We start from the raw sequence: 21329 nt of genomic DNA on the forward strand, positions 1-21329 counted from the left end.
CCGATTCCCGGAAGGCACCATGAACCAGCATATGCGCCAAGAACCCGTTCCCTTCGTCGACATTACCGCGCAGCGCCGACGGCTCGGTAAATCGATCGATGAGGCCGTTGCCCGCGTGCTCAACCACTGCCAGTTCATCAACGGGCCGGAGGTCACGGAGTTGGAAGCCGCGCTTGCAAAATTTTGCGGCGCCAAGCACGTCGTGAGCTGCGCCAGCGGCACCGACGCGCTGCTGATGGTGCTGATGGCGAAGCAGATCGGCCCCGGCGATGCCGTGTTGTGTCCCTCCTTCACCTTTTGCGCGACCGGCGAGGTGGTGGTGCTGACCGGTGCCACGCCCATCTTCGTCGACGTCGACGAGGTGACCTTCAATATCGACACCGGCTCGCTGAAGCGCGGCATCGCAACCGCGCGGCAGCGCGGCCTGAAGCCGCGGGCGGTGATCCCGGTCGACCTGTTCGGACAAAGCGCCGACCACGACGCGATCGGCGCCATCGCGGAGGCCGAGGGCCTCTTCGTGCTCAACGACGCCGCGCAGAGCTTTGGCGCCAGCTACAAGGGCCGCCGGCTCGGTACCTTCGGCCTGGCGACCACAACCAGCTTCTTTCCCGCAAAGCCGCTCGGCTGCTACGGCGACGGCGGCGCGATCTTCACCGACGACGATGCGCTGGCCGAAACGCTGCGCAGCATCCGCGTCCACGGCCAGGGCTCGGACAAATACGACAATGTCCGTATCGGCCTCACCGCGCGGCTCGACACCATGCAAGCCGCGATTCTGATCGAGAAGCTGAAAATCTTCCAGGACGAGATCGCGGCGCGCAATGTGGTTGCAGAGCGCTATGCGCGGGGGCTCGGAAATGTCGTGACCGTGCCCCGTCTTGCCAGCGGCTGCAGCTCGATCTGGGCGTGCTATACCATCCGCCTGCCTAAAGGCACGGACCGTGACCGCTTCGTTGCCAACCTGAAGGCGCAGGGGATTCCGACCGCGATCTATTACACGAAATCGATCCATCAGCAGACCGCCTACAAGAGTTTCCCGGTGGCGGACGGCGGGCTGCCGGTGAGCGAAAAGCTCTCGGACGATGTCGTCAGCCTGCCGATTCACGCCTATCTCGACGAGGCGACGCAGGCGCGGGTGATCGAGGCGGTGCGCGGCGCGCTCTCTTCCTGATTTCACGGTTTGGCGAATATGCGCTAGAAGCGGCGCATGCTCGGACGCATCTTCACCGTCGGCGGTTACACGCTGCTTTCGCGGCTGACCGGTTTCGCGCGCGACATCATGCTCGCCGCCATACTCGGCGCCGGGCCTGTCGCCGATGCGTTTTTCGTGGCGCTGCGGCTGCCCAATCATTTTCGCGCGATCTTCGCCGAAGGCGCCTTCAACGCCGCCTTCGTACCGGCCTATGCGCATCTGCACGGCAAGGGTGAAGCGTCGGCGCGGCTGTTCGCCGACCGCGTCTTCACGCTGCTGTTTGCCGTCCAAGTGATCCTGCTCGTTGTCGCCTGGGTGTTCATGCCGGAGGTGATCGCCATTCTCGCGCCGGGATTCAAGGACGATCCGGCGCGCGGCGAACTTGCGATTTCGCTGACGCGGATCACATTTCCGTATTTGCTGTTGATCACGCTGGTGACGCTGTACGGCGGCATGCTCAACGTGATGCACCGCTTTGCGAGCGCCGCCGCCGCGCCGATCTTTCTCAATTTGTCGATGATGGCGACGCTGGCGCTGGCCGCGTTCTTTCCGGGCGCGGGCTACGCCGCCGCATGGGGCGTCCTGCTCGCCGGCATCCTTGAATTCCTGCTGCTGGCCGGCGACGCGGCCAAGACCGGCATCCTGCCGAAATTCGCTTTCGTCAAATTCGACGAAGACGTGCGCGCGTTCTTTCGGGCGCTCGGGCCTGCGACCATCGGCTCGATGGGAACGCAGGTCGCGTTGTTCGCCGACACCATCATCGCGACCTTTCTGCCGGCAGGTGCGCTTTCGGCGCTGTACTACGCCGACCGTCTCAACCAGTTGCCGATCGGCGTGATCGGGATCGCGATCGGCACCGTGCTGTTGCCGGAAATGTCGCGGCGCCTGACCGCGAACGATGTCACCGGTGCATCAGCCGCGCAGCGGCGCGCGTTCGAATTCTCGCTGTTGTTTTCGGTGCCGTTCGTCGCCGCCTTCCTGACCGTGCCTGACGTCATCATGCGCGCGATGTTTGCGCGCGGCGCATTCTCGAAGGCGGATGCCGTGGCCGCGGGCGCCACATTGGCCGCTTACGCGATCGGACTCATTCCGTTCGTGACCATCCGCAGCGCGGTGGCGACCTTCTATGCCCGTCATGACACCGCGACGCCGGTCAAGGCGGCGCTGACCGGCGTTGCGGTCAACGTGGCGCTGAAGGTCGCTTTGATGGGGGCCCTGGCGCAAATCGGCCTGGCGCTCGCCACCGCCATCGGGGCCTGGGTCAATCTGCTGCTCGTGCTGTTTTTCGCGGTGCGGGCAGGCTACCTCGAACTCGACCGCGCCTGGATGACGTCGCTCGCCAAGTTCGCGGCGGCGGGGGTTCTGCTCGCCGCCGCGCTTTGGGCCATCGCGCGATTCGCTAATTTCTACTTCGCGCAAATGCACATCTTCCGCGACGAGACCTCGCTGCTGCTGCTGATCGTGGCTGGTGCATTCGTGTACGGGGTCTTGATCCTGCTGCTGTTTGGCAGGGGATGGCTATTTGTGCTGCTCCGCGACCGCCAATCCCGGGGCTAAACTTCTGTGAATAAAAGAAATTTTCTGGAAGTCGCGCGCTGGCCGCGTTAGCGCAGGCTCGCGCCTGCCGCCGGAAAAACGCCGGCATTGCGAGCCGGACGCCATCAAGTTTTCTTGTTGTGCAGGTGCGGAAAATCCGGCCGCTGGAATAGTGGTCGCCGCTGAAAGCGGGTTTGCGCTGGCTCGCGAACCGCTGCAATATAGAACGCTTCCAGGTGCGTGATCCGGAAACGCGGGTACCGGGTTCTCCGAAAGGATCATGCTCAAAAACAAAAGTGAGTGCGGTGACGTTTCCAGGAAAAGTCATCACGCGCTAACGGCAATTGGAGATACGATGGCAGCTCCCATCAAGTTCGGCGTCGGTCAAAGCGTTCTTCGCAAGGAAGACGACGCGCTCATTCGCGGCAGGGGCCGCTATACCGACGACCACTCACCGTCGCCTGCGATGCACGCGCTGATGCTGCGCTCGCCGCATGCGCACGCGAAGTTCACCATCAACGTTACCAAGGCCCGCGGGATGCCGGGCGTGTCGCTGATTCTGACCGCAGCGGAGGTCGGTGATCTCGGCGATCTGCCGTGCCTGTTCAACCTGGAAGTAGATCCGTTCACCGGCCCGCCCTATCCGATTCTAGCCAAAGACGAGGTTCGCCATGTCGGCGACGCCATCGCCTTCGTCGTCGCCGATACGATCGATCAGGCCCGCGACGCGATCGAGGCGATCGAAGTGAAGTGGACGCCGCTTCCTTCGGTGGTCGGCGTCGTCAACGCCGTCAAGCAGGGAGCGCCGCAGGTCTGGCCCGACAAGCCCGGCAATGTGCTGTTCGACGTGTCGATCGGCGACAAGAAGGCGGCTGAAGCCGCCTTTGCCAAGGCGCATGCGGTCGCCGAAGTATCGATCGTTAACCCGCGCGTCATCACCAACTTCATGGAAACGCGCGCCGCGGTCGCCGAATACGACGCCAAGCGCGATCATCTGACGCTGACTATCGGCAGCCAGGGCAGCCATCGCCTGCGCGAAATCCTGTGCGGCATGGTGCTGAAGATTCCGATGGAAAAGATGCGGGTGATCTGTCCCGACGTCGGCGGCGGCTTCGGCACCAAGCTGTTTCCATATCGCGAATACGCACTTATTTCAGTTGCGGCGAAAAAGCTGCGCAAGACCGTCAAATGGACCGCCGACCGCTCCGATCACTTCATCGGCGATGCGCAGGGCCGCGACAACGTCACGACCGCGAAGATGGCGCTGGCCGAAGACGGCAAGTTCTTGGGGATGGACGTCGACCTGATGGGCGATATGGGCGCCTATCTCTCGACCTTCGGGCCCTATATCCCGCATGGCGGCGCCGGCATGCTGCCTGGGCTCTACGACATTCAGGCCTTCCACTGCCGCGTCCGCACCGTGTTCACCAACACCGTACCGGTCGACGCCTATCGCGGCGCCGGACGTCCCGAAGCGGCCTATGTGGTCGAACGTCTGGTCGACGCCGCCGCGCGAAAACTTGGGCTGGCGCCGGATGCTATCAGGCGCAAGAATTTCATTCCGCCGAAGGCGATGCCCTACAAGACCGCAACCGGAAAGATCTATGATTCCGGGGATTTCAGCGCGCATATGAAACGCGCGATGGAAGTCGCCAACTGGAAGGAGTTTCCCAAGCGCGCCAAGGCGGCGAAGAAGGCCGGCCTGGTGCGTGGCATCGGCATGTCCTGCTATGTCGAAGTCTGCGGCACCATGGGTGAGGAAACCGCCAATGTCGCGCTCGACCCTAATGGCGATATCAGCATCCTGATCGGCACCCAGTCGAGCGGGCAGGGCCACGAGACGGCTTACGCGCAATTGGTCGCCGAGCAGTTTGGTGTGCCGCCGGAGCGCGTTCACGTGCTGCAGGGCGATACTGACAAGATCGCTACCGGTCTCGGTACCGGCGGCTCGTCGTCGATCCCGACCGGTGGTGTCAGCGTCGAGCGCGCCACTCGCGAGCTCGGCACCAAGTTGAAGGAAATCGCGGCCGAAGCGCTGGAAACCAGCGCCGGCGACCTCGAGATCAGCAATGGCGTCGTGCGCATCGCCGGCACCGATCGCTCGATCAGCTTTGCCGACCTCGCCAAGCGCCCGGGCGTCGATCCCTCGAAACTGAATGCGAGCGCGACCTTCGCCCAGGCCGATGGCACCTATCCGAACGGCACGCATCTCGCCGAAGTCGAGATCGATCCGGCGACCGGCATCATCAGAATCGTCAACTATGTCATCGTCGACGATTTCGGCGTGACGCTCAATCCGCTGCTGCTCGCCGGCCAGGTGCATGGCGGTGCGATGCAGGGGATCGGTCAGGCCTTGATGGAGCAGGCGGTCTACAGCTCAACCGACGGCCAGCTCGTCACCGGCACCTTCATGGACTACGCGGTGCCACGGGCGTCCGACGGCCCGTCATTCCATTTCGAAACGCACAACGTGCCGTGCACGACCAATCCGCTCGGCGTCAAGGGAGCAGGCGAGGCCGGCGCGATCGGCTCCTGTCCTGCGGTGGTCAACGCGATCATCGAAGGGCTGTGGCGCGAATACAAGATCGATCACATCGATATGCCGGCGACAGCCGAGCGGGTCTGGATCGCGATCCGCGAGGCGCAGAAGCGGCATAACCTCTGATATTTTGTCGCAGGCGGAATGATGCGGCGCCTGCGGTGTTTACAAACAGTCGGTCCGCACCACCTTGGGGCCGGTACAAACCCGAATTGAAGGGGATTTAGCCAATGAAGCGGATCGTCGTCGTCGTAGCTGCGCTTGCATTCAGTGCCGGTGCGGTCGTTGCACAGCAGGATCAGGTCAAGCGGACCCAGGCCATGATGAAGGACAATGGCAAGAACGCCGGCGCGTTGTCGGCGATGGTCAAGGGCGAAAAGCCCTACGATCAGTCGACTGTCAATGCCGCGCTGGCTCAGTTCGATGACACTGCCAAGAACCTTCCGACGCTGTTCCCCGAGAGCATGAAAGGTGTCAAGTTGGAGGGTGATTACGATCCCTCGCCGAAAATCTGGACAGACAAGGCCGGCTTCGAGTCCCAAATTAAGAGCTTCGCCAAGGTCGTCACCGATGCCAAAGGCAAGGTCAAGAATCTCGACACGCTAAAGGCGGAACTGCCTGTCATCGGCAAGCAGTGCGGTGCCTGCCACGAGACATACCGAATCAAGAAGGGCTGATTCCAACTTTGAGCATGATCTCCGCGCAAACGCGTTCCGCGTTTGTCGCGAGGGAAACCGCTACACATTTTTTCCGGATCATGCTCTGGCCTCAAAAAAGGGGCGGACGCCGCGAAGCGTCCGCCCCTTTTGTGTTAGCCTTTTCTTGTTTTGTTTACTCGTGCTCGAACTTACCTACTTCGTCACCAAATTTATTGGTGACTTGATTTATTTGGTTACCTGGCCGCGGATTTCGCCGCCCGGATTGGCTGCGGTGTGAATGTTGACGTAGTACTTGCCGGCCACAAGGTCTGCGGCCTGCGCATCGGTCAGTGTCGCGCTGCCTTCGACCGGGCTCGACGCCGCATTGGGAATGGCGACCGCAACACCGGCATTCTTGCCGGCTTCGGCGGGACCGTGGAAATGTGCGGCGGTCGCTGGACCGGACAGGCCGGAATAGCTCAGCTTCCAGCTCAGCTTCTTGCTGGCGGGATCGTAGTCGATGTCGGCGGTGCCCTTGCCCGCGCTGGTGTTGGGCGGCACCTGGGCCTTGCCGTCGAGCGTCGCCTTCATCTTGTCGGCAGACGCGGGCCCTGCAAAAGCAATCGCTGCCCCCAGCGCAAGCGTGGCAAGCATGGTCTTGTTCGACATGGTGTTTCTCCCTGTTGACGTCAAACGGAAGCGTCAGCCTCAAAACAATGATCTTCCGGATTTATTCCCGAAACGCCACCAAACGCCTCGAAATTTCGTGCAAGCCTGTGGCGCAAAGTGCGTCCATACTGGTTATTGAAGTTGGACGCGTGACGACGGATCGGTGAATGCTGCGACGAATTCTCCTTGGGTTGATTTTTCTCAGCGTCGCCGGTGCTGGCATCTTCTGGTGGCTGACAGTCCCGGCGGTCGTTGCCCCGGCCTCGCTTTCTCCCCGCACGCCGAACCTTGCCAATGGCCTCACGACGTTCAACGCCGGGGGCTGTTCCTCCTGCCATGCCGTTCCCAACCAGCCCGATCGGCTGAAACTGGGCGGTGGGCTTGCAATGCCGTCGCCGTTCGGGACGTTCTACGTTCCCAACATCTCGCCCGATCCCACTTACGGTATTGGCCGGTGGAGCGAGGCGGATTTCGTGACGGCGGTGCTCAAGGGGACTTCACCGGACGGCCAGCATTATTTCCCGGCCTTTCCATATGCGTCCTACCAGCATGCGACGGTCGAGGACGTCCGTGACCTCTTTGCCTACCTGAAGACGCTTGCGCCGGTGGCCGGCAAGCCGCGCGACCACGACGTGCCGTTTCCATTCAATATCCGCCGCAATGTCGGCGTCTGGAAATGGCTGTTCATGGACGGCAAGCCTTACACGGCGGACGCCTCACGTTCGGCGTCATGGAATCGCGGCGCCTATCTCGTCAATGGTATGGGCCATTGCGCCGAGTGCCACAGCCCGCGCAACTTCCTCGGCGGTATCGTCCAGGCGCAACGCTTCGCAGGTGGGCCAAATCCGGAGGGCGAGGGCTGGGTACCCAACATCACCCAGAAGAGATTGGCCGAGTGGAGCGCGAAAGATATCGACTACTTCCTCGAAACCGGGCAAACGCCGGATGGCGACACCGCCGGTGGATCGATGGCGAGAGTGATCAGGAACACATCGCAGTTGCCGCCGGAGGATCGCGCCGCCATCGCGGAATATGTGAAGTCGTTGCCGCCGGTCGAGGGACCGCCACGGCCGCCGAAGGCAAAGGACGATCAAAAGTCTTGATGGAAAGCGTGACTTCGCGCGTCGTCAGTTAGTCAAGGCGGCGGTGATCGGCTCACGCCTTTCCGGCAATGTCGGCACGATCGTCAACGGCTTGCGCGCCACGGGCGGCGCGGCGGTTTTCGTCCGTTTCAAATCAGCGGGGCGCTTGGCCGGAGCGATGTCGGCGTGCGGACGATCGAAATCGCCGATCCGGTACAGCACGACGCCGCGATCGAAATAGGCTGCTGCGAAGCGCGGATAATATTGAACCCCCAAATTGTACGTGACGAAGCCCGGGACAGGCTCGAAGCGGCCGATTGGCGCGGTGCCGGCTTCCTTCGCCGCAGGCGCTGCGGCGGCCATCGTGACCGCTGCGCCGGTTGAAGCTTCTCCCTCGCGCTGGACGCGCGGTTCGTCCTGTGCCGGAGCTTCGGGCTGCAGCGCGGCAACCTCCAGTGCTCCGCCGGCGGTTCTGTCGGTCACCATTTCCGCCGCTCCCGGCGGTTTTGAAAACAGTCCGAACAGGGTGTAGCCGCCCACCAGCACCGCCGAAATGATTGTTGCCGCCATCGTGTTGGAGGCGGCCTTTCGCATGGTCTCGTAGGTACGGGTCGCCGGCGTCGCCGGAGGCTGCAGCGCGATGGCGAGCAAATGATCGTAGGTTGCGCGCTGCTCGGTATCAGTCAGGATGTCATAGGCACGCATCAGCTCCCTGAACCTCAGGGCAGCATCGGGATTGTCAGGGTTCATATCGGGATGCGTAGCCTTGGCGGCCTTGCGGAAGGCAGTCCGCAATCCCTCAGCGTCATCACTCGGAAGCGCTCCGAGCAGATCGTACAGCGTCCCCATTGGTGGTACTCGCGACTGTTTCCCCCTCGGAAGGTCCCCCGCCGCGGAGCTTCCGATTGACGACGCCTAAGCTAATGAAAAACTTCAAGGCGGTAGGATGATGCTCATATGGCAAAAGCATGCCATTGAGATCCGTCGTTAACCATATGTTGCCGCAAAGCTATTCGGCCTAGCCTAGCAGGCCGATACGGGGGGTTCCAGCCCCGTCTCTCCGGGTAGGCGGCCCTGAACGAGCCATCCTTCTGATAATGGTGAGGAAGACTTTGGGCGGTGCGTCCTGCATCTTCGCTTGCCTTCATCGAGCGGCTCAAGAGCCTGCACCATCGTGACGCTGGCGTGTGGTCTCGACATGCCGGAAGATGGGCAGCCGCTCAGGAGGCCCCTCAGGCATGATTGTCGCCGGTCGTCATTGCGCGCTTACGCAGGATGCCTGGAGTGAATTGGCTGCCCGGGCGGTGATCGAAGAAATTGCAGCCGATGCTATGGCGCAGTTCGATCCCGAGACGTTCTGGCCGGGTCATCCAAGCGACGACGGCGTGGGAGACGGTCACGCCAGTTTCTACACGGGCGTGGCCGGTGTTATTTGGGCGCTAGACTACTTGCATCGAGTAGGTGCTGTCAGCGTTGCTGAAGACTTTCGGCCTGTTCTGCCTCGGCTCCTGGAGCGGACAATTGCTGCCTTCGAAAACAATTCGCCTATCGGTTACGGGAAGCATGGCTCGCTGCTCAAGGGCGACATGGGTGCGGCGCTTCTTGCCATGCGTCTCGCACCCGCATCGAGCCTAGCTGATCTTGTGCATCGGCGCGCAGAGGCAAATATGGGACTGCCGATCCGAGAGCTTATGTGGGGCATGCCTGGGTCCATGATTGCCGCAATCCACATGGCCGAGTTGACAAAGGAGCCACGATGGCGCGGCCTGTTCGAAATGCAGGCGGCCCGGCTGTTAGGTGCCCTTGAGGACACGCCGCAAGGCCAACTTTGGACACAAGATCTCTATGGTGAGAACGACCGTTGGCTGGGGCCCGTTCACGGTTTCGCTGGCAACGCCATCCCGTTGCTGCACGGGTGGAATTGGTTGACGCCGACGCAGCAAGCGCAGGTGGCCGAATTTGTGCCGGTGACGCTCGCAGCGAATGCGTGGCGGTCTGAAATTGGGACAACATGGGGCGCGAGAAGCAAGCGCGCGAGGCCGCCTATCTACTGTCAGCATTATCACGGCGCTCCCGGTATGGTGACGACATTTGCAGATGCGCCGTTTGCTACCCCTGAATTTGACGCACTTCTTGTCGACGCCGGCCGCTTCACCTGGGCTGCCGGACCACTTACCAAGGGCTCGGGCCTTTGCCACGGCACGGGTGGGAACGGCTACGCATTCCTCAAACTCTACCGCCGCACGAACGACCCGATCTGGCTCGACCGCGCACGCCAATTCGCGATGACGGCCATCGTCCAGTACCGCGACGCTCGGTTAGCCGTTGGCCGCGGGCGGTATACGCTTTGGACTGGCGACGTCGGCCTTGCAATTTACCTTTGGGACTGCACCACAGGGGAACCTCGTTTCCCGACGATCGACGTGTTCTGATCCGAACATTGCGACAGGTCTGAGTTCGCAAATACGTACTGCAGCGTTTTGTCTTGAACAGCCGCTATCGGCCCATAAAATGAGAGATAACCGGCAGGCACGTTTCAGAGTGCGCTTATATGGCGTTGAATTTACTTCGTTCCGGATACGCAACGATCGAATACGAGATCGCCCAGGAGAGGGCGTCGGCGCTCGGACGGCTTGGACGACGCCTTGAGGCCGCGCTGACGGCACTTGCCGCATGCCCGCTGACGGCCAATTCCGATCGAAAAATCCGCGATGGTCTCGTCGAACAGGCGGGATATGCACTCTGGCTCTTCGTCGTGCAACGCGAGGCCTGTGGTCTCAAACAAAATCGACCAAGTGTTACGTGACTATGGCGTGCCGAACGAGGTGTATGCCCGCATGGGGCCATTGGCCACGCCGAGCATCGATGCGGCGGAGACCATAGGCGGTTAAGGAAGCGCCGGCGCCCATGTTCGGCCGCGGGCGTAGCCGCGCCGGGCGAAGTTTGGTGGCGGTGGCCGACGGGCGGGCCCGCTGTTGCTAGCCCGTGCCAAACGCCTTGAACGTGATGATGGTGTGGGTGTCCTGGATGCCCGGAATCACCTGTACCTTCTCGTTGACGAAATGGCCGATGTCGATGTCTTTATCGACATAGAACTTGACCAGCAGGTCGTAGTGACCAGCGGTGGAATAGATCTCCGAGGCGATCTCGGCCTCTGCAAGTGCATTAGCGACGGCATAGGACTGGCCGAGCTTGCATTTGATCTGAACGAAGAAGGGAACCATCGCTGTCGTCTCCGAAAATGTTGGTCCCAATAGGCCAAAAACCGGGGCCAATGGCAAGCCAGCTTGCCGCCCTTGAGAGGGCGCGTTAGGTAGCCGAAGGCGAAAGCTGGAGCTGGCGGGCCGCTCTACGCCAGCATATCCAATGCCCTTCCATTTTGGGCTGCTCGGCCATATCTTTCCCCTATGACAAAACTGCTCGAAAAGGCTTTGGAAGCCGTGCGGCGTTTGCCCCCTGACAGTCAGGATGAAATCGCGCTCGCCATGCTGACTCTTAGCGGCCATGAGGGAGAGCCGGAGGAGATCGATCCCGCGCATCTTCCCGCCGTGCTGGAAGGGTTAGCGCAAGCCAAGCGTCGTCAATTCGCAACCGATGCCGAGGTCGAGGCCGCGTTTCGTCGCTTCGAGCAATGAAGCTCCGTTTCACGCCACGTGCGGCTCGGAATATCGCCGAGATTGCCGACTATATCCGCGAACACAGCCCGCAGGCCGCGCTTCGGGTGCGGGCCGCGATACTTGCGTCTCTCGAGAGCTTGGTTATGTTTCCGCACATCGGACGGCAACAGAAGATCGAGGGCGTGCGCAAGTTGTTGACGCGGCCTTATCCATACCTAGTCTACTACGTTGCTGACGACGAGGCTGAGGAAATTGTCATCCTCGCCATCCAGCATCCAGCCCGCGAGCGCGAACATTCGGATGCTTAGGGCCGTAAGGCGGATTAGCTTATTAGGATTGGCCATGGCCTTGGACACCGCATTTTCACGAGGCTATCGATGACGACGCCGATCGCGCTGACCATCGCCGGCTCCGATTCCTCAGGGGGAGCGGGCATCGAGGCCGACCTGAAGACGTTTGCCGCGCTCGGCGTCTACGGCGCCTCCGTGATCACCGCGGTGACCGCGCAGAACACCAAAGGCGTCAGCGGCATCCATCAGGTGCCGGCTGAGTTCGTAACCGCGCAGATCGACGCGGTGTTTTCCGATCTCGCGGTGGGGGCGGTTAAGATCGGCATGGTAGCGCAGCCGCCGGTTATCGACGCTATCGTCGCCGGGCTGGCGCGCTGGTCGCCGAAGCACGTCGTGCTCGATCCGGTCATGGTTGCAACTTCGGGCGACCGGCTGCTCGCGACTGAAGCTGTCGACGCGCTTCGGACCAAACTTATTCCGCGCGCTTCGGTGATTACGCCCAATTTGCCGGAAGCCGCCGCGTTGCTGGACGAGCCGGTTGCAGCAGGCGAAGCCGCCGTCGAGGAGCAAGGCAGGCGATTGCTGGCGCTGGGTTGCAAGGCGGTGCTGATCAAGGGCGGCCACGGGGAGGGTGCTGAGAGCATCGACTATCTGATCGATTCTTCTGGTGTCACTGCACTCGCCGCGCCGCGCATCGCCACAAAAAATACCCACGGCACCGGCTGCTCGCTCTCCTCGGCGATTGCCGCGGAACTGGCGAAGGGCGAGGACGTGGAAACCGCCGTGCGCAACGCCAAGACGTGGATTAGCGCTGCGATCGCCGCCGCCGACCGCTTCAGCGTCGGGCATGGCCACGGCCCGATCCATCACTTTTATAAATTCTACTAGCCGCCGTTCCTGCCTGGTGGGCAATCGCACGGGCTCTTACGCCGCGGCGCATCCGTTGAATTACGGGGGTGGTTAATCTCTAGGGATAATTGACCCGGCTGGTGATGGATTCCTGCGCAATTGTGCACCGGGCGGGGACAACGTCGAGATGTTGCCTCTCCAGTGTCGCCTGCCTGTCGCATCGCACTGTTATCCGCAAGCTGTGGGGCGCGGCATTGATTCTCGTGGGATTATCGCGGCGTGAACAAGTCATCGCCCTGTCACAGGAATCTGTCAGGGGACAGGTATGGGTAGTGACTCCTTGAGTGAAGAAAGCCCTGAACGGCGCTTTCGCACCTTGTTTATCTCCGATGTTCATCTCGGAGCCCGCGGCTCGCAAGCCGACCGATTGCTGGACTTCCTCAAAAGCCACGACGCCGACACCATCTACCTCGTCGGTGATATCGTCGATGGCTGGGCGCTGAAGTCGAGCTGGTACTGGCCCCAATCGCACAACGACTTCGTGCAGAAGATGCTGCGCAAGGCGCGCAAGGGCGCCAAGGTCATCTATGTGCCGGGCAATCACGACGAGTTCCTGCGCAACTATTACGGCACGCATTTCGGCGGCATCGACGTGGTGGAAAACACCATTCACGAGGGCGCCGACGGCAAGCGCTACCTCATCATCCACGGCGATATCTTCGATCTCGTGGTGCAGAACGCGCGCTGGCTCGCCCATCTCGGCGACAAGGCCTATGATTTCGCCATTCAGATGAACCGGCTGGTCAACTTCTTCCGGCGCATGTTCGGCGTGCCCTACTGGTCGCTGTCGCAATGGGCGAAGTTGAAGGTCAAGAACGCCGTGAACTATATAGGCGCGTTCGAAAAGACCCTGGCCGGTGAGGCGCGTCGGCACGGCGCCGACGGCGTGATCTGCGGCCATATCCACTACGCCACCATTCGCGACGAGCACGGCATCCGCTACATGAATTGCGGTGACTGGGTGGAAAGCTGCACCGCGCTCGCCGAGCACGAGGACGGCCGGTTCGAGATCATCACCTGGACCGATCCGCAGCGAAGGGCCGCGCCCGTTCCCCGTGTCGCGGCGCGCGCCGCATGACGCATATCCTGGTCGCGACTGATGCGTGGCATCCCCAGGTCAACGGGGTGGTGCGGACGCTGACCGCGACCGCGGAAGCGGCCAAGGGGATTGGCGTTGAGGTGAGTTTCCTGACGCCGCAATCGTTTCGTACCTTTGCGATGCCGAGCTATCCCGATCTGCGGCTGGCGGTGCCGTATCCAGCAAAAATCGCGCGGCTGATCGAAGAGGCAAAGCCCGACAGCATTCATATCGCGACCGAAGGTCCGATCGGGCTGTTGGTGCGGCGCTATTGCCGCAAGCGGGGCCTGCCGTTCACCACGAGCTTTCACACCCGCTTTCCGGAATATGTATCGGCGCGTTCGTCGGTGCCGGAATCCTGGGTGTGGCGCGCGCTGCGCTGGTTCCACCGGCCGAGCCAGGCCGTGATGGCGGCAACGCCGGCGCTGGCGGCCGAATTGCGCCTGCGCGGCTTTCGCAACGTGGTGCTGTGGTCGCGTGGTGTCGATACCTCGCTGTTTCATCCGCGCAGAGCCGATCTCTGCCTGCCAATGCCGGTGTTCCTCTGCGTGGGGCGCGTCGCGGTTGAAAAGAATCTCGAAGCCTTCCTCGACCTCGATCTCCCCGGCACCAAGCTCGTCGTCGGTGACGGGCCCGCCCGGATGGCGCTGGAGCGGAAATATCCGGACGCCGTGTTCCTGGGTGCAAGGCACGGCGAGGAACTGGCCGAAATCTATGCGGCCTCCGACATCTTCGTATTTCCCAGCAAGACCGACACGTTTGGCCTGGTGTTGCTGGAGGCGCTGGCCAGTGGCTTGCCGGTTGCCGCCTTTCCGGTCACCGGCCCGCGCGACGTGATCGGCTCGGCGCCGGTCGGCGTCCTGGATGAGGATCTGCGTGCGGCCTGCCTGGAGGCGCTGCAAATTTCGCGGGAAGATTGCGTCGAATTCGCCGCCGCCCATACCTGGCAGGGCTCCGCGCGGGTCTTTGTCGAGCATGCCCTGAATGTTCGCCCGGCCGCGCCGGAAGGCGAGGCGGCTGGATTCGTGGCGGAAGACCCGCATTTCGCCGCCTGAAATCACGCTAAATCGCCTTGCCCGCCCGTCTGCGACCGCGCTACAAATTGCGGATGCCAGAACCTGTCCAAAATCCGCCCATTGGCGCGGCCGATATCGAGGTCGCCGCCAAGGTGGTCGCGCCCTTTGCGGTGCGAACGCCGCTGTTGTCGTTCCCCGTTCTCAACGAGCGCGTCGGGACCAAGGTCTTCCTGAAGCCCGAAATGCTGCAGCGGACCGGATCGTTCAAGTTCCGCGGCGCCTTCAACAAGCTGGCTTCGATCCCGCAGGACAGGCGCGGCGGCGGCGTGGTCGCGTTCTCCTCCGGCAATCACGCCCAGGGCGTGGCGGCGGCGGCGCAGATCCTGCGCATGCAGGCGACCATCGTGATGCCGGCAGACTCTCCCATCACCAAGCGCGAGCGCACCAAGGGCTATGGCGCCGAGGTGGTGCTCTACGACCGCGACAAGGAAGACCGCGAAGCCATCGCCAACGGCATTGCTGGCAAGCGCGGCGCGACGCTGGTGCGCCCCTATGACGATCCCTTTGTGATCGCCGGACAGGGCACCGCGGGCCGCGAGATCGCCGAGGATATGACGGCGCTCGGGCTCAGCCCTGATATCGTGGTGGCGCCAGCATCGGGCGGCGGACTGATCGCCGGCGTTGCGACCGCGGTGAAGGCGAAATTCCCGCAGGCTCAGGTGATCGTCGCCGAGCCCAAGGACTATGACGACCACGGCATTTCGTTGCGCGCAGGCCACCGCGAGGCCCATCACGCCGCCGGCCGCACCATCTGCGATGCGCTGATGGCGGCGATGCCGGGCGAGCTCACCTTCTCGATCAACAGCAAGCTGCTCGCGAACGGCGTGACCGCATCCGACGAGGAAGTCGGCGCGGCGGTCGCCTATGCCTATCGGGAATTGAAGCTGGTGGTCGAGCCCGGCGGCGCCGTCGGTCTCGCCGCATTGTTGGCCGGCCGCATCGACGCCAGGGGCAAGAACGTCGTCATCGTGCTCTCCGGCGGCAATGTCGACGCGGACTTGTTTGCCAAGCTGGTCGCCTGATCATCTCGTCTTAAACGGAATCGGGCAGAGCGTGTGCTCTGCCCGATTTCGCATTGTACGAAGCTGTCTTGTCAGCGCCTGAAGCTGCCGCCGAACGAGCCGCGGGACGGGCTTCCGGCCATGCGCTGGCTGAAACCTCCGCCGCCCATGCCGCCGCTGAAATGACGTGGCGCGGTGTTCATCATGGGCCTGGTCATCATAGGCCTGGTCGTGACGGGTTTGGTGACTCGTGTCGGATTGTTATGAATCCTGGGCGGCAACGTCGTGACCTTGCCGAGTTTGCTGCTGTTGTTGCCGGCATTGACAGAATTGGTGTTGATCTTGCCGGGCAGGGTCGTGACCTTGCCGCCATTGCCATTGTTGTTGCCAGTGGGATTGAGCTTGCCAGGCAGGGTCGTGACTTTGCCCGTGTTGCCGTTGTTATTGCCGCTATTGATCGGGTTGTTTGAAGTCACGCCCTTGGCGGGCAGCGTAACGATCTTCGACGTCCCCGGCATGTGAGCGTGGGCACCAAGATTGTGCTTGGAGATGCCGAGGGCGGGTGAGTTGCCAATGTTCACCGGCTTGAACTTCGGCGACTGCTTCGCCAGATGCGTGAACTGCATCAGCGGCACGGCCCTCGGCGCGACATGCAGCTTCAGCGCTGACTTGGCATAGGGACTGTTTGAATAATTGTCGTGGAACGTCTTGTAGGCGAAGGGCGAGTTCGCGAGCACCGCCTTGTGCCACGCCTTTGCCACCTGCAGGTTGCCGAGCAGCACGCGGATGTGGTCGCACAGCGGGTCATGCGGGTAGAGCCGGATGAACTCCTCATAATACTCGGGCGAGCCTTCGGACAGCACGTAGTCGTAGGCCTGGCGCACCGAACGCGAGGGCAGATTCGCAGCAGTCTGCACGATCGGGCGGCGGTCCGGCGCGCGGCTTGCGGCAACCGCCGTATCGCCGAAGAAATAGAAGTCGGAGGTCAGCGATGAGCTTTCCCATGGCGTCTGACGACCGTTGGTCGTGTTGTTCACTTCGAGCCGGACACGCTTGAACAACTGCTCGATCGGCAGGTTCGGCTCGCGTGCGATATTCAGGAACGCGGACGTATATGGGCTGTGGTTGCCATCGCCATCCTGCGCCTCCATTCCCGGTGCGGTCGAGTAGCCGACGATCGAGCCGTTCGGCGCGTCGACGATGGCAAGGCCTCGTCCCGCATCGTTGATCTCCGGGAACGGATTGTTGCGGCAGGCGTCGAGCACGACGATGCGCATCCGGCTCGAGATGGATTCCAGCGTACCCATCAGGTCGACCAGCCGCAGCGAATTGCCATCGAGATCGGACGGCGACGAGATCTTTGCATCGACCGGAAGCAAGTAGTTCTCGCCCGCCACCTGCACGCCGTGGCCGGCATAGTAGATCATGGCGACGGTGCCGGGCCCGCGCTCGGCCACCCTGGCGGAGAAATCCTGCACGACCTTGACCATGTCGCTGCGCGTCAGGTCGGTCGCCCGGGTGACCTCGAAACCAGCCGAGTTCAAAAGCTGCGCCATCGATTGCGCATCGTTGCCGGGATTGGCGAGCTTTGGTGCGCTCTGGTAATTCGAGTTGCCGATGACAAGCGCGACCCGCTGGTCGGCGGGCGGCGTCTGCATGCCGGTGCGGATATCGGCGTTGGGGGCCTCGGCGAAAGCTGTGCCGGTGCCGAAAATCAACAGACTTGCCAGGAGACCGGCGCGTAATAGCGTTGGCTTAAAACGGGACATGGCAGCGTTCCTCAAATGAATCTCGCGGCGAGATTTGCTGTGGGGACGCTAAGCCGTATCCGCATGGCGGTACGTGACGCCGGTCACGCTAGCGGCGCGCCGTGTCCCGCTCTTGCCGCGGCGTGATGGAGCTGACAATCTCGGGTTGCTGAAAGGTCGAAGGAACCCAAAATGGGGGTAGGCTTCGGGCTGAAGACCGCAACCGGAATCATCGCGGCGGTGCTGGTCGCTGCGGCGGCGGCCCAGGCGAGGCAGGTATTCGCGCCGCTGGCTGCGGCCCTCTTCATCATCGCCATCGTGTGGCCGGTCCAGAAGCGGCTGCAATCGTGGATGCCGAAGCTTGCCGCGCTGGCGATCACCGTCATCGCCACGGTGGCGGTCTGTCTCAGCTTTGCCTCGCTCGCGGCTTGGGGATTTGGTCGTGTAGGAAGATCGCTGGTCGCCGATTTGCCGCGGTACCAGGACTTCTATGCGGCGATGGTGACCTGGCTGGATGGCCATGGCGTCTCGGTCGCCGGATTGTGGGCCGAACATTTCAACGTAGGCTGGCTCTTGCGCGTGACGCAGTATGTCACCGGGCGTGTCAACACCACACTCAGCTTCTGGGTGATTGCGCTGATTTACGTCATGCTCGGACTGCTCGAAGTCGAGAACGTCAGGCAGAAGATCGAGCGGCTGGATAACCGTATCGCAGCGCACGTGCTGCTCGACGGTAGCGCCGCGACCGCGGCAAAATTTCGAAGATACCTGCTGGTGCGGACGAAGATGAGCGCGGTGACCGGTCTGTTGGTCGGCATTTTCGCTGCGATTACCGGCCTGCCATTTGCATTCGAGTGGGGCGTGATTGCCTTCGTGCTCAACTATATCCCCTTCATCGGTCCGTTCGTCGCAACGCTCTTTCCCACCTTGCTGGCAATGACACAGTTCGAGAGCTGGCCTGCGGTTCTGGGTCTCTTCGCCTGCCTGAATGTCATTCAGTTCGTGGTTGGCAGCTACATCGAGCCGCGGGTGGCCGGCACGATGCTGTCGATCTCGCCTGTCGTCGTGTTGTTTTCGATCTTCTTCTGGACGTTCCTGTGGGGGCTGTTCGGGACCTTCATCGGCGTCCCGATCACGCTCGCCATGCTCACCTTCTGCGCGGCGCATCCATCAAGCCGCTGGGTCGCCGATCTCTTCGGCGGACCGGATCCGAAACCCGGCAAGCTTTAGGACGCGTTCTAGCCGGCAATCTCCACGCGCTCTGGCGGCAGCAGATCAAGCCGTCCGTCCGCGCCAGCCGCCAGCGTATGAATGTAGAAATGCGTCGTCGCATCATCAGTCGCTCCCATTACCGGCGAAGGCGCCGAGATGATCTTCAACGGGCCGCATGCGCCGATCCAGTCGATATGACGGTGACCGTGCATCACGATGACGCGACCCGCTAACGCCTCCAGCCTGCGGACGAACCAGCTACCGTTGATCAATGCCGTTCCGATGCGTTCGGAAAACGCCTTCACCGGCATGGGATATTCCACCAGATGGTGGTGCAAAGCAACGATCCACCGTGCCCTGGGAAAATGTCCAACCGTGCTTTCGAAACGACGCGTCTGTTCAATGGACACCAGTCCGAGCGCGTTAGTGAAGGAGAAGTGGGTTTCTGCATTGGAGTTCAGGATCGCTATGCCAAGGCCGTCTTCCGTGTCGGGCGGCAGGATCATCGGAAACTGATCGTCGAAGAGCCTGCGCATCGCCGACGCACGGCGCATGCCGCCGTGCGTCGCCAGGGCTACGATCGCATCGCGGTGCGGGGCCAGCGCCTCATGCAGCGTAGCGGCCGGTTTTCCCGTGGTGTCGACGACGTGAACGCGATCGCCTTGCACTGCCGCCATTGCCGACAAGGTTCGAATTTGCCGTAGCCGCTTGCCCGGGCTGAACGGCAGATCGAGCCGGGCCGGATTGGCGCGGTCGACGATGTTGACGTCGTGATTGCCAGGCAGCAGGACCGTGCGCGCGGCAAGTTCCGGATGAAGCGCCATTGCGTCGAGGAATTCGGCCCATTCGCTGGCGCGGCCGGCGTCGGTCATATCGCCGGTGATCAGCACATAGTCGAGTGGATCGACCGCATGAAGAGCGGTGAGACGCGTCAGGACCTGTTCGAGCCGGCCATTGCCGCGCGGGCCCGACCGTCCACTTTCGATGCGAAAGCCATATTGTTCACCGATCACGTGAAGGTCCGACAGATGCGCTACACGCCAACTGCGGCCTCCGGAGCAGGCGGTATCGAACGCGGCGAGATCGAGCGGTTGAGGCATGCTGGCATCCGCAAATCCCCAAACCAGCGATGCGGCCGCCAGGTAGGCCGACAGCAGCACGATGGCGTTTGCAAGCGTCGGCAAAGCGAGGCGATGCAGCAGGACAAGGTCGTTCCAGCTACCCGTCCAACGTGACACAGGCCAGGCGGCCATCGCGATCAGCACTGCGAATGCGGCCAGCATGATGCCGGCTCCAACCGAATTGGCGCTGCGCAACCTCGCCCGGCCGGCGAGGGTAAGGCTCTTGCCCCACATCCGCTCCGTCAGGTGACGCAGCGCTTCGCGCCCGAACGCATAACCGGGCTGCACCGCGAGCGCATTGAGCGACCAGAAACTGGTCTCCGCGACCCGAAAAAGCGGGCGCCATCCGATCCATCCCAGGACGAGAATAGCGATCAGAGCGAGAATCGTGCCGATCTCGGTCAACGCAGCAAGATGTTCCGACAAGGTTGAAAACCAGGCGGAAGCCAGCAATGGCGCAAGGCCAAGCAGCACCGCCGGCAGCAGCAGCAAGATCGTCCAGGCGAACAGCAGCTTCGGCAAGCTGATTTCGACGAACAGGCTTCCAGCGATCGCGAGCAGCGACCGTTGCCCGGGGCTGGCGGCATCGTCCTCGATATCGCCATCGCGCGGATCGATCAGCATACGATCTCCATGTCGACTGGGGCGCGTCCCGCTGTCGACCTCGTCATCACCGCTCGGTTGATCGCCGCGACCTAGGCGGCGTTCGTTTCGGGCGGTAGCGGTGCGGTGGCCGCCTTTGCGAGTGCGTCGCGAAGTTGCTGTTCCTTGGTGTCGTCCAGAGATGTCTTGAGCACGGTGCCTCCCGCGTCCTGAATCTCCCGCAGCACCTTGTCCGGAGTCATATTCTTGATCAGTACGAACAGCGCTGCGTTGCCGGGCTGCAATTTTTCCGAGAGCTCTTTCATGAAGGCGTCATCGATGCCGTAGTCCGACAGGGCGCCGCCGAGCGCTCCGGATGCGGCGCCCAAGGCAACACCAAGTAAGGGATTTAGGAAGATCAGGCCGATCAGGAGTCCCCAGAAGCTGCCCGATACGGCACCCACCGCCGTCGTATTGACGAGTTGGTTCAGCTTGACGGGGCCAGCTTCCGTTTTCGCGGCGATCACGGCATCGCTGATCGAAATCAGATATTCCTTTTGCAGCGTTAACAGGCGCTGACGTACCTCTTCTGCCTTTGCTTCGGATGGATAGATGATCGCGACTAGATCTGACATCTCGGTATCCTCCACTCGATATGATGGACATGATGTAGGCCGCGCAGGGCGCTTCTGACGAGGCAACTCTCCTTCTGCCGCGCAACGCGCGACGTCGGTGCCGGCAAATCCGTCGGTGGCGAGGACGACCAGCGGCGAGCGGCCGGGTCGCTCGGTGGCCGTGCGGCTCAATAGTACGGTATCACAACCTGCGAGGAACGGTTCACGCTTCGCTGATCGCTCTCATCAAGCCGTGACAGCGCTCGTTCAAATTGGTTGCTAATTCGCCGAGGTTTGTCGATGCATCGTGAGCGCAACGTGATTTATCGCAAAGTTTTGTAGCAAAGCACACTCGCCGCAAACCGACTTTAAGGTTGTGTGGTTGACTCCATACACTCTGGAGCGTTACGTTTCGACGTAAGTCA

At 62.1% G+C, this 21329-nt stretch carries 20 protein-coding genes; 14 read left to right on the forward strand and 6 right to left on the reverse strand.

The genetic code is table 11. The features are described 5' to 3' along the window. The first annotated feature begins 19 nt into the window (after window positions 1-19). The 4 genes from GWE18_RS09510 to GWE18_RS09525 all read left to right on the forward strand — a co-directional run bounded on the left by GWE18_RS09510 (window position 20) and on the right by GWE18_RS09525 (window position 5944). The gene (locus tag GWE18_RS09510) at window positions 20-1171 is read left to right on the forward strand and encodes a DegT/DnrJ/EryC1/StrS family aminotransferase (RefSeq protein WP_275185489.1); all 1152 of its coding nucleotides are present in this window, start codon (window positions 20-22) and stop codon (window positions 1169-1171) included. A gap of 36 nt (window positions 1172-1207) precedes the next feature. Then, on the forward strand, window positions 1208-2749 hold the full coding sequence (gene murJ, locus GWE18_RS09515; RefSeq protein ID WP_275185490.1) for a murein biosynthesis integral membrane protein MurJ: 1542 nt from the start codon (window positions 1208-1210) through the stop codon (window positions 2747-2749). Window positions 2750-3083: 334 nt separating this feature from the next. Continuing rightward, window positions 3084-5393 carry a xanthine dehydrogenase family protein molybdopterin-binding subunit gene (locus tag GWE18_RS09520; protein WP_275185491.1) on the forward strand — a complete coding sequence of 770 codons (2310 nt, stop codon included), beginning with the start codon at window positions 3084-3086 and terminating at the stop codon, window positions 5391-5393. A gap of 104 nt (window positions 5394-5497) precedes the next feature. After that, entirely contained in the window at window positions 5498-5944 is a 447-nt protein-coding gene (locus GWE18_RS09525) for a cytochrome c (RefSeq protein ID WP_275185492.1), read from the forward strand. A gap of 207 nt (window positions 5945-6151) precedes the next feature. Here the strand turns inward: GWE18_RS09525 and GWE18_RS09530 are convergent, their stop codons facing one another. Beyond that, window positions 6152-6574 (reverse strand): CHRD domain-containing protein, encoded by a 423-nt coding sequence (locus GWE18_RS09530; protein WP_275185493.1) that lies wholly within the window; start codon window positions 6572-6574, stop codon window positions 6152-6154. A 167-nt stretch (window positions 6575-6741) separates the two neighbouring features. On the opposite strand from GWE18_RS09530, the gene GWE18_RS09535 reads away from it, so the two are divergent. Beyond that, a complete protein-coding gene (locus GWE18_RS09535; RefSeq protein WP_275185494.1) occupies window positions 6742-7677 on the forward strand; it encodes a cytochrome c in 936 nt (311 codons plus the stop codon). A 24-nt stretch (window positions 7678-7701) separates the two neighbouring features. On the opposite strand, the gene GWE18_RS09540 is transcribed toward GWE18_RS09535, so the two are convergent. Further along, complete coding sequence (locus tag GWE18_RS09540) at window positions 7702-8505, reverse strand: J domain-containing protein (RefSeq protein ID WP_275185495.1); 804 nt, start codon at window positions 8503-8505, stop codon at window positions 7702-7704. 389 nt (window positions 8506-8894) lie between these two features. Here GWE18_RS09540 and GWE18_RS09545 point away from each other — a divergent pair, with 389 nt between their 5' ends. Then, entirely contained in the window at window positions 8895-10088 is a 1194-nt protein-coding gene (locus tag GWE18_RS09545) for a LanC-like protein (protein WP_275185496.1), read from the forward strand. A gap of 119 nt (window positions 10089-10207) precedes the next feature. Continuing rightward, window positions 10208-10462 (forward strand): DUF6665 family protein, encoded by a 255-nt coding sequence (locus GWE18_RS42255; RefSeq protein WP_342804242.1) that lies wholly within the window; start codon window positions 10208-10210, stop codon window positions 10460-10462. A 172-nt stretch (window positions 10463-10634) separates the two neighbouring features. Here GWE18_RS42255 and GWE18_RS09550 read toward each other — a convergent pair whose 3' ends face one another. After that, a complete protein-coding gene (locus GWE18_RS09550; protein ID WP_275185497.1) occupies window positions 10635-10880 on the reverse strand; it encodes an Lrp/AsnC family transcriptional regulator in 246 nt (81 codons plus the stop codon). Between the two features lie 183 nt (window positions 10881-11063). Between GWE18_RS09550 and GWE18_RS09555 the strand changes: the two genes are divergently transcribed. From GWE18_RS09555 to GWE18_RS09580, 6 genes are all read left to right on the forward strand, one after another. Continuing rightward, window positions 11064-11291 (forward strand): hypothetical protein, encoded by a 228-nt coding sequence (locus GWE18_RS09555; RefSeq protein WP_275185498.1) that lies wholly within the window; start codon window positions 11064-11066, stop codon window positions 11289-11291. Then, window positions 11288-11581, forward strand: a complete 294-nt coding sequence (locus GWE18_RS09560; RefSeq protein ID WP_275185499.1) for a type II toxin-antitoxin system RelE/ParE family toxin — start codon at window positions 11288-11290, stop codon at window positions 11579-11581. Before GWE18_RS09555 ends, GWE18_RS09560 begins: the two co-directional genes overlap by 4 nt. Window positions 11582-11650: 69 nt before the next feature. Continuing rightward, window positions 11651-12451 carry a bifunctional hydroxymethylpyrimidine kinase/phosphomethylpyrimidine kinase gene (thiD, locus tag GWE18_RS09565; RefSeq protein WP_275185500.1) on the forward strand — a complete coding sequence of 267 codons (801 nt, stop codon included), beginning with the start codon at window positions 11651-11653 and terminating at the stop codon, window positions 12449-12451. Between the two features lie 286 nt (window positions 12452-12737). Continuing rightward, entirely contained in the window at window positions 12738-13550 is an 813-nt protein-coding gene (locus tag GWE18_RS09570; RefSeq protein WP_275185501.1) for a UDP-2,3-diacylglucosamine diphosphatase, read from the forward strand. Continuing rightward, entirely contained in the window at window positions 13547-14605 is a 1059-nt protein-coding gene (locus GWE18_RS09575; RefSeq protein WP_275185502.1) for a glycosyltransferase family 1 protein, read from the forward strand. Before GWE18_RS09570 ends, GWE18_RS09575 begins: the two co-directional genes overlap by 4 nt. A gap of 53 nt (window positions 14606-14658) precedes the next feature. Next, entirely contained in the window at window positions 14659-15648 is a 990-nt protein-coding gene (locus tag GWE18_RS09580; RefSeq protein ID WP_275185503.1) for a threonine/serine dehydratase, read from the forward strand. 71 nt (window positions 15649-15719) lie between these two features. On the opposite strand, the gene GWE18_RS09585 is transcribed toward GWE18_RS09580, so the two are convergent. Further along, window positions 15720-17396 carry a caspase family protein gene (locus tag GWE18_RS09585; RefSeq protein ID WP_275185505.1) on the reverse strand — a complete coding sequence of 559 codons (1677 nt, stop codon included), beginning with the start codon at window positions 17394-17396 and terminating at the stop codon, window positions 15720-15722. 171 nt (window positions 17397-17567) lie between these two features. Between GWE18_RS09585 and GWE18_RS09590 the strand changes: the two genes are divergently transcribed. Continuing rightward, window positions 17568-18605, forward strand: a complete 1038-nt coding sequence (locus tag GWE18_RS09590; protein WP_275185506.1) for an AI-2E family transporter — start codon at window positions 17568-17570, stop codon at window positions 18603-18605. A gap of 8 nt (window positions 18606-18613) precedes the next feature. Here GWE18_RS09590 and GWE18_RS09595 read toward each other — a convergent pair whose 3' ends face one another. After that, window positions 18614-20332 carry a metallophosphoesterase gene (locus GWE18_RS09595; RefSeq protein ID WP_275185507.1) on the reverse strand — a complete coding sequence of 573 codons (1719 nt, stop codon included), beginning with the start codon at window positions 20330-20332 and terminating at the stop codon, window positions 18614-18616. A gap of 71 nt (window positions 20333-20403) precedes the next feature. Next, a complete protein-coding gene (locus GWE18_RS09600; RefSeq protein WP_275185607.1) occupies window positions 20404-20925 on the reverse strand; it encodes a DUF1269 domain-containing protein in 522 nt (173 codons plus the stop codon). Window positions 20926-21329 lie beyond the last annotated feature (404 nt).

This window comes from Bradyrhizobium sp. CSA112, from assembly GCF_029051645.1.
In the GTDB taxonomy this organism is placed as follows: domain Bacteria; phylum Pseudomonadota; class Alphaproteobacteria; order Rhizobiales; family Xanthobacteraceae; genus Bradyrhizobium.